We start from the raw sequence: 9,509 nt of genomic DNA, 5'->3' as shown, positions 1-9,509 counted from the left end.
TCCACGGTACGTTCATCCTGGGATTGCCGGGCGAAACCNAGCAGACCATTCGCCAGACGATCGAGTTCGCCAAGGAGATCAATCCGCACACCATTCAGGTCTCCCTCGCCGCGCCCTATCCGGGCACACAGCTCTATGAGCAGGCGCTCGCAAAAAACGGCTGGCTGTCCGAGAACGCCGCGGATCTCGTCGATGAGCACGGCGTGCAGATCGAGCCGATCAGTTATCCGCATCTGTCCGCCGAGCAGATCTTCCACGGCGTCGAGACGTTCTACGAAAAAACTTCTACTTCCGCCCGCGCAAGATCGCCGAGCTGACCATGGAGATGATGACCAGCTGGGAGATGACCAAGCGCCGTCTGCGCGAAGGAGTGGAATTCTTCCGTTTCCTGCATGCGCGCTGAAACGAGCGTGCACCGCCATCATGCTCTTTGTGACAGACGACTCCCGCACGGTACGAGCAGCGCGAACGCGGCGCGACTTCCTAATCATCACTGCGGATGACTTCGGCGAACGCGAATCGGTAAACGAAGCAGTCGAGCTGGCGGCACGTCGCGGGGTGCTGACTGCGGCGAGCCTGATGGTGAGTGGGTCTGCTGCCGCCGATGCCGTGCGCCGCGCACAGCGGTTGCCGCAGCTGCGCGTCGGCCTGCACATCGTGCTGGTGGACGGCTCAGCGATTCTGGAACGCGCGCAGATCCCGCTACTCGTCGATGCCTCAGGCAGATTCGGCAAGCGCATGGTGATCGATGCGTTTCGGTTCGCGTTCTCACCGACAATGCGCCGGCAACTGTCCTGCGAAATACGGGCACAGTTCAAGGCGTTTGCCGCGACGGGCCTGCAACTCGATCACGTGAACGCGCACAAGCATTTTCACGTGCATCCGACACTGTTGCGCATCATCCTCGACGTCGGACGCGAGTTTGGCATGCAAGCCATTCGCTGGCCGCGAGAGCCCCTGCTCGCCTACGAACATTCCTCTGGCATCAGCCAGGCAATGCAGCACGCCGGCCTGTCGCCGTGGCTCACGCTCATGCGGCGTCAGATCGAGCGTGCCGGCCTGTTACACAACGACTGGATGTTCGGCATGGTCGCGAGCGGGCAGATGGATACGCGCGCTCTGCTGCGCATCTTGCAGCACTTGCCCAGCGGTATCACCGAAATCTACTCACATCCGGGCTCCGAAGACTCCCAACGCGAGCTTGCCGCCCTCACCAGCCGGCGGGTGCAAGCGATCCTGCGCAGCGCCTTCGTTGCACGCGGCGGCTACAGCGACGCGTTGCATCGTCGGCAGTGGATGCGCACATGAGCGTCACGGTTCGGATTGCGGGATGCATCGGACTGCTCGTGCTGATCGGGCTGGTGCTGCACGAAGGCGCCGCAACCATTCTCCAGCTGCTTGCCAGTGCCGGATGGATCCTGCTGCTCATCGTTCCGTTCCACGCCATCCCGCTGTATCTCGACACATTGGGTTGGCGCTGCCTGCTGGAGGAAAAGGATCGCCCGAGCAGCGGGGTCCTGTTCGTTATCGCGGCCATCCGTGAGTCCGTCAATCGACTGCTGCCGGTCGCCAACATTGGCGGCGAGCTGGTCGGCGTGCGGCTGCTCGCCTTGCGTGGCATCGAGACGACGCGAGCAGCCGCCAGCATCATCGTCGAGTTGTTCCTGACGCTCGTCTCGCTATGCCTGTTCGTCGCCTTCGGCGTGCTATGCCTGATCCACGTGACAAATCAGCCGCGGCTGGTCCATGACGTGACACTCTGGCTCGCGATCACCGTTCCGCTGCTCGTGCTGCTGGTGGTACTGCTGCGCAATCCAAGCACGTTCGCTTTGCTGGGCCAAGCCACACAACGCCTGATAGGCCGCTTCGCGCGGCGTTTCGACATCATCGCCTGGTCGATGTCGCTCAATGAGGCGATGCGCAGCTTGTTTCAGACACCGCTGCGCTTGTGTGCCGCCGTCCTGTATCAGATCGCAGGTCTGCTCATCGGCGCACTCGAGACCTGGCTCGTGCTGCGCTGGGTGGACCAGCCGGTGAGCATGGCTGCAAGCATCGCCCTCGAAGCGACGACACAAGCGGTGCGTCACTTCATCTTCTTCGTGCCGGCCGGGCTCGGCGCCCAGGAAGCGGCGTTGATGGGCGTGGCCGCCTTGCTCGGCATTCCTCAGGAAGCTGCACTCGCCCTGTCGCTTGCCAAGCGCATGCGCGAAGTCCTCTTCGGGTTGCCGGCCCTGCTGGGATGGCAGTGGATCGAGGCACGAGCGCTCACCCCGAAACGTTCCGGCCGGCTGCAGTCGGGATCGGCAGAGCACCGCCAACTGCTCGCACAGTTCTTCGTCGAGAGTCATCTCATATATGTACCGGAACAGACCGCCTGGCCAGCGCTCGACGAGGTGGCCCGAGCCCGCCTCGTCGGCCTGCCGTTCTGGCAGGAGGCGGTGTCCACGGAAAATGTTACTTCCTGTACCGTCGCTGCCGCCGCAGCACTGGAGCCCGACGCGGATATCCGCGCCGCGATCGCACTACAAGGAATAGAAGAGCGGCGCCACGCGCAGCTCCTCGCCTGCCTCACAGCCCATTACGGCATCCCCGTCTCATCCCCTGTCCCGCACTGCTCACAAGATATCGAGCACGACTTTCTCTTCTGCGGCTTCGGCGAATGTTTCGATTCGTTCTTCGCATTCGGCCTGTTCGAGCTGGCGCGCAACAGCAAGATGTTCGATCCGCGGCTGGTGGAGCTTTTCGAACCGGTGGTCCAGGAAGAAGCCCGGCACATCCTGTTCTTCGTGAACTGGGTACAGTATCGCCGCACGCAGCTGCCGTGGTGGCGCCGGCCGGCATTTCGTCTGCGCTGCGGCTGGATCATCCTCAAGCAGATCGCCAGCCGCATCGGAACCGCGCGCAACCTCGGCAAGGACACAGGCAATGAGAGCGAGAATTTCACGTTGAGCGCACACCAGGACCTGTCGCTGGATGTCAGCGTGCGAAGGCTGATCGAGCTATGCCTCGCGGAAAACGACCGCCGGCTCGGACGATACGATGCGCGTCTCGCTCGGCCGCGTTTGGTGCCGACGGTTGCGCGCTTGTTACATCGCCTGTTGCCCGCCAGCGATTGATCAAACCGCGCGGCGTCCCCGATATCGTGCGCGCTTGCAGTACCCAGCTTCCTCGAACCATTGCACAGCATCCGCGATCGCCACCCGCGCCGGCCGGGATCGATATCCCAGCTCACGCAGCGCCTTCGCGGAAGAGAAGAACATGTGCTTGCGCGCCATGCGCAGGCTGTCGAGCGTGAGCTGTGGCGCTCGGCCCGTGCTGAAAGCAACCGCCTCCGACAGATACGCAAAGGGGACGACCATGCCCAGCGGCAGACGCACCGTCGGCGGCCGGCGTTGGGCACATTCGGCCACCATGGTCAGAATCTCGCGCAAAGTGAGATTCTCACCGCCCAGAATGTAGCGCTCGCCGATGCGCCCGCGTTCATACGCGAGCAGATGACCCGCAGCGACGTCGTCGACGTGCGCGATGTTCAGACCCGTGTCGACATACGCCGGTGTGCGCCCACGGGCAGCGTCGAGCACCATCCGCCCGGTCGGCGTCGGCTTCACGTCGCGCGGACCGATCGGTGTGGACGGATTAACAGTCACGATCGGCGCACCATGGCGCGCCATCTGGCGGACGACCTGCTCCGCCAGGTACTTGGAGCGCTTGTAATCCCCCACCATGTCCGCCTCGGTGGAAGGCGTAGTCTCATCGCCGGGCTGACCGTCGGTACGCAATCCCAGTGTCGCGACGCTACTGGTGTAAACGATGCGCTTCATGTCCGCCTGCAACGCAGCCCGCATGACGTTGCGAGTGCCCTCGACGTTGTTTCGGTAGAGCTCGGTGGTGTCCTTTGCCCACAAGCGGTAGTCGGCAGCGACATGGAACAGTGCCTCACAGCCGCCGCAGGCTGCGTCCAGCGACGTGCTGTCGATGAGATCGCCAACCGCAACTTCGATCGGCAACTGCTGCACGTTGCGCCGATTGGATCCGGAGCGCACCAGCGCACGCACTTCCCAACCGCTGGCGAGCAGCTGACGCAGAACCGCCGAACCGAGAAATCCCGTGGCACCGGTAACGAGGGCCTTCATGCGGGCCTCTGCGCGTGCAGAGCGCGCCGGCGCTGCCTCAGTAAGATGATGCTCGGCAGGAACACGAGCGCGCAGAACAAAGCCAGCCCCAGACCGAGCGCCAGCACGAGTCCCAGACTCGCGGTGCCTGGATGGGAGGACCACATGAGGTTGCCGAAGCTCGCCACGGTGATGAGGCCGCCCGACAGCACAGCACGCGCCGCGCCAGATTGAAAGATCCTCGTTCCGACATCACTCGCGCGCCCGCGCTGGACGATATAAACACCATAGTCGATCCCCACGCCGAGGATCAGCGGCAAGGCAATGACATTGGCGAAGTTGAGCTTCATGTCGAAGATCACCATGAGCGCCAGCGTCAGGATCATGGCCACAGCGAGCGGCAGCAACGCGAGCAGCGCATCGACGACATTGCGCAACAAAAGCAGCAGCAGGATCGAGATCGCGATGAACGAATAGAGGAACGCCATGCGGAACGCCGCAACCACAGCGTGGCCCGACTCCAGACTGATCAGCGCTGGGCCAACCGCAGTGGGAGCCACCTCGCGCACTTGATCGACGAACTGCTGCATGCGTTCGGTGCGATCCAACACCTCGCGCGGCCAGATCTCGACCCGATATGTCCCATTGGCACTGACCCAGCGCACGAACAGCGGGCGTGGCAAGTCGGCGAGCTGTACAGGCTCGGCCTGCAGGCTGTCAGCCAAAGCAGCGAGACGTGCCGGAAGCGTGCCGAGCAGCGTCTCACGCAGCGATTGCAGCAGCCGCTCGCTGCCAGTCCCGCCTGCTGCATCCATCTGTTCCTGAAAGCGCTGCAGCTCGGAGGACAGTGCCGCGGCATTCGCGCCCGCCGCCCCAGATTGCTGACCGACTCGGTCGAGTTGCTTCATGAGCGATGCGAGACTCTCGCGATCATCCTCACGCGCGACGATCGCCGGCTGCTCGCCGCCGCTTTCGAACTGCGGCCCTAGTACCAGCGCGAGGTCGTCGATGATCGCCAGCTTCTCGGGCTGCTGCTGCGGGATGAATTCGTTGATGCTCATCGCGCGTAGCACGAGCGGCAGCGCTTGAGTCTTCTGCACCAGTGATTGCGCAGCCTGCGCGTTCGGCGTCAACGCCGACAGCGTCATGGTGGGAATCTCCGGATTCGACTGCAGGCGGCGAAACGTCGCAACCGATTCCGAGCGCGGGTCGCGCAGATTGAGCGGGTCCGGGTCGAAGATCACGCGAGGCGCAATGAGTAGTCCGACGACGAGCGCAAGCGCTCCCCCGGTGAGTACCACGCGGCCATGACCCGCGGGCCAATTGAGCAAGCGTGACAGCAGATCCTCCTGCGTCAGCACCAACTGCACTTTGTCTGCGCGGGGACGCCACATGGTCAGTAGCGCGGGCAGCAACGTCAGCGTACTAACAACTGCGGCGACCATGCCAAATGCCGTGATTACGCCGAGATCGGCAATGGCCGTGAATGACGTCGGCACGAAGGCGAGAAATCCCGCCGAGGTGGTCGCTACGCAAACCAGCATGAAGGCGCCCACAAGGCAGGCGGCGAGCGGCATGGCATCGCGCTGTGCCACCTCGTGACCGAGCAACTCGCGATACTCCATGCACAAGTAGAGCGCGTAATTGATCCCCAGTCCGATGTAGAGCACGCCGACTGCCAGCGAGATGAGATTCAAATGTCCGATCGCCAGCGAGGCGAACGTCACGGTGACCAGCAAGCCGAACAGTACGGTGACGAGCGTGGCCGCCACGAGCGCGAACGAGCGCAACGTTAAATAGAGCAGCACGATCACGGCTCCGAGCGCGCCGAGCAATGCCAGACCTGCGCCTCGTGCCGTGCTCAGTAACTCTTCATCTTCCATGGCTATCGACCCGGTGAGACGCACCGTGACATCGTGATTGGGAGTGAGCTGCAGCTGTGCGACGCTCGCGCGCACCGTGGTGATGACCTCGTGGGCGGGCCGGACACTCGCGTAGTCCAGATTGGGCGCCAACTCGATGAAGCGAATCTCGGAGTGTCCGGAAGCGTTTGCCGCGGGCGCGGTCAGCTCGCTCCAGGACAATCGATAGAATCGCTGCTCGCGCGCGGCAGCAACTGCTTCGGCGATCTTCGGCAGTGCCGCCGCGATCTGCGGGGCATCCTTGGGCCTCTCCAACGCCCGACTGAGCAGCGTGAACAATCCATGCAGGCTCAGATCGGCACGCAATGCGCCCAGGAAAGGTTGCGCCCGGGTGAGATCGTCGGCTAGCGCCTGCAAGCGCTGCGGCTCCAGATACAGCAACCCGTTACGGCGAAAGAACGGCTGGGTCTCCAGCGCGAACACATCGTTGATCACATCCTTGCGAGTGGACAGTGCCGCGACCAGCTGCCGCTGCGCTTCGTCAGCCAGCTCCGAAGTGTGACTCTCGATGACTACGACCAGCGTGTTGCTGAGCACGGGGAAGAGCTGGTCGAGCTCCATGACCGCGCGACGCCACGGCAGCTTTTCGGAGATGAGATTCTCAGAGTTCGTGTCTACGCTGAAGTGTCCCTGGACGTAGATCGCGCACACTACCGCGAGCGCAACGGCCAGCAACAAGACGACGCGCGCATGATCCTGGCTGGCCTGCACCCAGTTGCGCAGGGCGCCCTCGCATGCCTGGCGCGCCGTCGTCACATTGCCACCTCGGAGTCGCTCGGATGTAGGAGAGACCGGCCCACTCCAGCTGCCGCGATGAGTGCTCGGCGCGCGTCGCGATAGTTGCTGCGCAGTGCGAGCAGCTGCTGCAGGGTCCGTGGAGAACAAACCACATCCCGCCACAGCTGCGCCCAACGCAACTTGCCTTCGGGGCCGATGGCGTCGGCGATCGCGCGTGGCAGTTGCTCGCCCGACGTATCGAGCACGGCGCGAACGGCCAGAAAAGGAACATTCCAAGCCTGGGCCACTCGTGCAATGGCCGCACTCTCCATGTCCACGGCAATCGCGCCACTGCTAAGGAAGTGCCTCGATTTGCACTCTTCGTCTGCAAGTATCAGCGACGAGCTGAGCAAGGTTGCGCAGCGAACCGCCTGTTGTCCGGCGGCGATACGTGCAGACAACGCCTCGCGCCAGCTTTCATCCGTGTCAAAGACGGATCCATCGGTGCATACGATCCGATCGGGCACGACGAGCGTGCCGGCGCTTAGATTCGGCGCAAGCCCACCTGCGTAGCCCCAACTCACCAACGCATCGGCACCTGCCTCCATCACGGCTGCTGCCGCCCTGCCGGCCGCCGTGGCGCCGATACCTGCGACTGCGATGAGGACGTCGTTAGCTGTCGAGCTGCCGAAGGCCGGACGCAGTGTGCGTGCCTCAGAAGCAAGCGCGGTGATGAATCCGGTGCGCTTCACACCGTCGTGCTGCCGAGCGAATTGCGATACCTTGCAAGCGTCCATAGCGGGAAATAGGCGGAGTAACCGTGGTACTTGAGATAGAAGACACGCGGGAATCCCGGTGCGGTAGCGGTCGGATCATCCCAGAGCCCGTCTGAGCGCTGCGTACGTAAGAGATAAGCAACGCCTCGTGCTACGACAGGCGAGCGCTGCGCACCGGCGGCCAGTAGTGCCAGCAGCGCCCATGCCGTCTGATAAGGAGTACTGCGGGACATCTGCCCAGCAAGCGATCGATCGAGATAACTGTCGTTGGTTTCGCCCCAGCCGCCATCGCCATGCTGCATGCGTTGCAGCCAGTCCACCGCACGCTGCACGGCCGGATCCTCTGGGCCGATGCCAGCGTGCTGGAACGCCGTCACCACCGACCACGTGCCATAGATGTAGTTGGTGCCCCAACGTCCGAACCAGCACCCCTCCGCTTCCTGCTCCCGGCGCAAGTAATGAAGTGCGCGATCGAGCGCCGTACGGTCCTGCGCGCGCCGCAGCTGCGCCAGCAATGTCACGACACGCGCGCTGACGTCACTCGTCGGCGGATCGAGCAAGGCGCCGTGATCGGCGAACGGGATGTGGTTCAGATAATAGTAAGTGTTGTCAGCATCGAAGGCCGCAAAGCCGCCATCGCGACTTTGCATGACCACCAGCCAGTCGGCCGCCCGCTCGATGTTGCTGTGATAGTCCGCGCACGCTGAGGACTGCGCCATGGCCCAGGCAACCACGGCCGTGTCGTCCAGGTCCGGGTAGTAGTCGTTTCGATACTGGAAGGCCCAGCCGCCGCCGCGACGCATCGGTCTGGTGGCGCGCCAATCTGCGGGCCGATCATCCGTCGTTTGTAATGGCTGCAGCCAGCGCAGCCCGCGTTCAGCTGCATGCAACGATGTGGAACTCCCTTCCTCCTGCAAGGCAAGGCACGCGAGCCCCGTATCCCACACTGGCGACACACACGGCTGGCAGTAGGCATCGTCGCCGCGATCGATGAGTAACTTCTGCAGCGCTCCCTTCGCGACGCAACGCTGCGGATCATTCTCACCGTGGCCGAGCACGACCAACGCCTCCAAGGCATTCACCATGGCAGGAAAGATTGCCCCGAGTCCGTGCTCGCCATTGAGGCGCGACAGCGTCCATATCCGCGCACGTTCGAGCGCACGCGCGCGCACGCTTGCCGGTACCGCACCGTCGCACGAAGCCGCGAGCCGATCGAACACACGGAAGCAGCGACTGAGCCAGCCGCGCGAAGGCGGAAAGTAATGTCTCTCCTGCTCCGGATCGACGACGAATAGCTCTCGCACGCCGATGCCACGTGGGTTCTTTGCTTGCGGCCGCTGAGTACAAAGCACTGAAAGCGGCACCATCACGGTTCGCGACCAGTAAGACACCTTGTCGAGGTGGAATACGAACCACTTCGGCAGAAGCACGATCTCGACCGGCACATAAGGAACCGCACGCCACGGGACCTGACCGAACAGTGCCAACGTGATGCGTGTGAACACGTTGGCGCGTGCAGCGCCGCCATGCTGCAAGATGGCTGCGCGGGCTCGGCACATGTGGGCTGCATCCTCGCTGTCGCCAACGAGCTTGAGGGCGTAGTACACCTTCACGCTGCAGCTCATATCGAAACCGCCGTCGGGATAGAGCGGCCAACCGCCGTGAGCTGCTTGATGCGAGCGCAAGTAATGCGCGAGCTTTTGCTCCAGGGCAGCGTCGATCTCGCCGAGATAGTGCAGCATCAAAATGTACTCGGCCGGAATCGTGCAGTCCGCTTCCAGCTCGAACACCCAATGCCCTTCGGGCGCCTGCCTGCGCACCAATGCATCGCGCGCGGCCTCGATGCCTCGTTGCAGCTGTTCGTGATCGACGCGATGGATCCAGCTCGCAGGCATCGCCGCCGCCGTGCCCACAGCATCCACGGTGACAAATGACTGGGCCGACGCCGTGGCGTAATCGGATCCGCCTGGCTGTTTCATCCC

Annotated in this window: 6 protein-coding genes and 1 pseudogene; 3 read left to right on the top strand and 4 right to left on the bottom strand. The window is 63.3% G+C overall.

Annotated features, from left to right (window positions below; genetic code table 11):
* The 3 genes and pseudogenes from D0550_RS36985 to D0550_RS28100 all read left to right on the top strand — a co-directional run.
* Window positions 1-403 (top strand): annotated as a pseudogene (locus D0550_RS36985) (hopanoid biosynthesis associated radical SAM protein HpnJ); the annotation flags it as partial.
* Between the two features lie 20 nt (window positions 404-423).
* Window positions 424-1,308, top strand: coding sequence for a hopanoid biosynthesis-associated protein HpnK (gene hpnK / locus D0550_RS28105; protein ID WP_116812523.1), 885 nt, complete (start codon window positions 424-426; stop codon window positions 1,306-1,308).
* Window positions 1,305-3,116 carry a flippase-like domain-containing protein gene (locus D0550_RS28100; protein WP_116812522.1) on the top strand — a complete coding sequence of 604 codons (1,812 nt, stop codon included), beginning with the start codon at window positions 1,305-1,307 and terminating at the stop codon, window positions 3,114-3,116. Before hpnK ends, D0550_RS28100 begins: the two co-directional genes overlap by 4 nt.
* Here D0550_RS28100 and hpnA read toward each other — a convergent pair whose 3' ends face one another.
* Genes hpnA through shc form a run of 4 tightly spaced genes read right to left on the bottom strand, consistent with a single transcriptional unit; the run spans window position 3,117 to window position 9,506 of the window.
* A complete protein-coding gene (gene hpnA / locus D0550_RS28095; protein ID WP_116812521.1) occupies window positions 3,117-4,133 on the bottom strand; it encodes a hopanoid-associated sugar epimerase in 1,017 nt (338 codons plus the stop codon).
* Window positions 4,130-6,790 (bottom strand): MMPL family transporter, encoded by a 2,661-nt coding sequence (locus D0550_RS28090; protein ID WP_161966102.1) that lies wholly within the window; start codon window positions 6,788-6,790, stop codon window positions 4,130-4,132. Before D0550_RS28090 ends, hpnA begins: the two co-directional genes overlap by 4 nt.
* Window positions 6,787-7,503: a phosphorylase family protein gene (locus D0550_RS28085; RefSeq protein ID WP_161966101.1), complete on the bottom strand. Its 717-nt coding sequence runs from the start codon at window positions 7,501-7,503 to the stop codon at window positions 6,787-6,789. The genes D0550_RS28090 and D0550_RS28085 overlap by 4 nt, the downstream gene beginning before the upstream one ends.
* Window positions 7,500-9,506, bottom strand: a complete 2,007-nt coding sequence (shc, locus tag D0550_RS28080; protein WP_116812518.1) for a squalene--hopene cyclase — start codon at window positions 9,504-9,506, stop codon at window positions 7,500-7,502. Before shc ends, D0550_RS28085 begins: the two co-directional genes overlap by 4 nt.
* Window positions 9,507-9,509: the final 3 nt, after the last annotated feature.

This window comes from Steroidobacter cummioxidans (assembly GCF_003104955.1).
This window is presented reverse-complemented; position numbering and strand designations above follow the sequence as displayed.